The organism is Dactylosporangium sp. NPDC006015 (genome assembly GCF_040614215.1).
Classification (GTDB): domain Bacteria; phylum Actinomycetota; class Actinomycetes; order Mycobacteriales; family Micromonosporaceae; genus Dactylosporangium; species Dactylosporangium maewongense.
On sequence record NZ_JBEXUD010000124.1, the window covers coordinates 1 to 1,015 of the forward strand.

Annotated in this window: 1 protein-coding gene; it reads left to right on the plus strand. The window is 37.6% G+C overall.

Translation table 11 applies throughout. The annotated features are described in order from the left end of the window. Positions 1-884, plus strand: an 884-nt coding sequence (locus ABZ321_RS58230) for an IS982-like element ISLll1 family transposase (RefSeq protein WP_354905700.1), incomplete at its 5' end; no start/stop codon positions are given. Positions 885-1,015: the final 131 nt, after the last annotated feature.

Below are 1,015 nucleotides of genomic sequence, written 5' to 3' on the forward strand. Positions count from 1 at the left end.
ATAATAGCACACTTCCAAAAGTTTTTGTTTATTTACTGACAACCATTGAGACGCTTTATCAAACGAGGGTTTCCCTTGAGGTTCAAAACCGAAAGAACGTCCATCTCGCAACATCAGATTGCTTAGTTATCGCTTGTTACCTCTGGGGCGTACTGCATTTTAGTGAAACGCTTAAAGCTAAGCACCAACTGGCTCAAAGTTTATTTCCTAATTTCCTAGAATATTCTCGCTTTGTCCGCCGTTGTAATGCCCTCTTACCGAGTATCCAAGTCATTCGCCAAGCACTCGTCTTTAAAGAGGTTGAAGGAATGAGTGTATCCATTATTGACAGCTTCCCCATTCCTTTGTGTCAGCCTATTCGTAACTTCAGAAGCAAAGTTCTTGGAGATTATGCAAATGTTGGCTACAATGCTACAAAGGGACAGTACTTCTATGGATGTAAATGTCATGCTTTAGTCAGTGAATCAGGCTATGTCATAGACTACACAATTACTCCTGCTTCAATGGCTGATAGTTCAATGACCGAGGAAGTGTTGAGTCAATTTGGGACACCAACAGTCCTTGGAGATATGGGATATCTAGGTCAGTCACTGCATGATAGGCTGGAATTAAAAGGAATTGATCTAATTACACCTGTCAGGAAGAACATGAAGCAAAAGAAAATCCTTTTCCCTAATTTTTCAAAACGTAGAAAAGTGATTGAGCGAGTTTTCTCTTTTTTGACAAATCTAGGAGCTGAGCGTTGTAAAAGTCATTCGCCTCAAGGTTTTCAATTGAAATTAGAGATGATACTTTTAGCGTATTCTTTACTGTTAAAATCAGCTAAATCACTGGAACCAGAGACTTTAAGATATTCTATCGGGTATCAAGTCATGTCTAAATAATCAACTAGCAATTCGGGTCGTAATTAACATAATTGTATATGAACCCTTTGCATTTTCATTTAACGGCTTAATGGTTTTTCGCCTTAATAATAATAACCTTTGTTAAAAATTTGATTTTTTCTTTTAAGGGC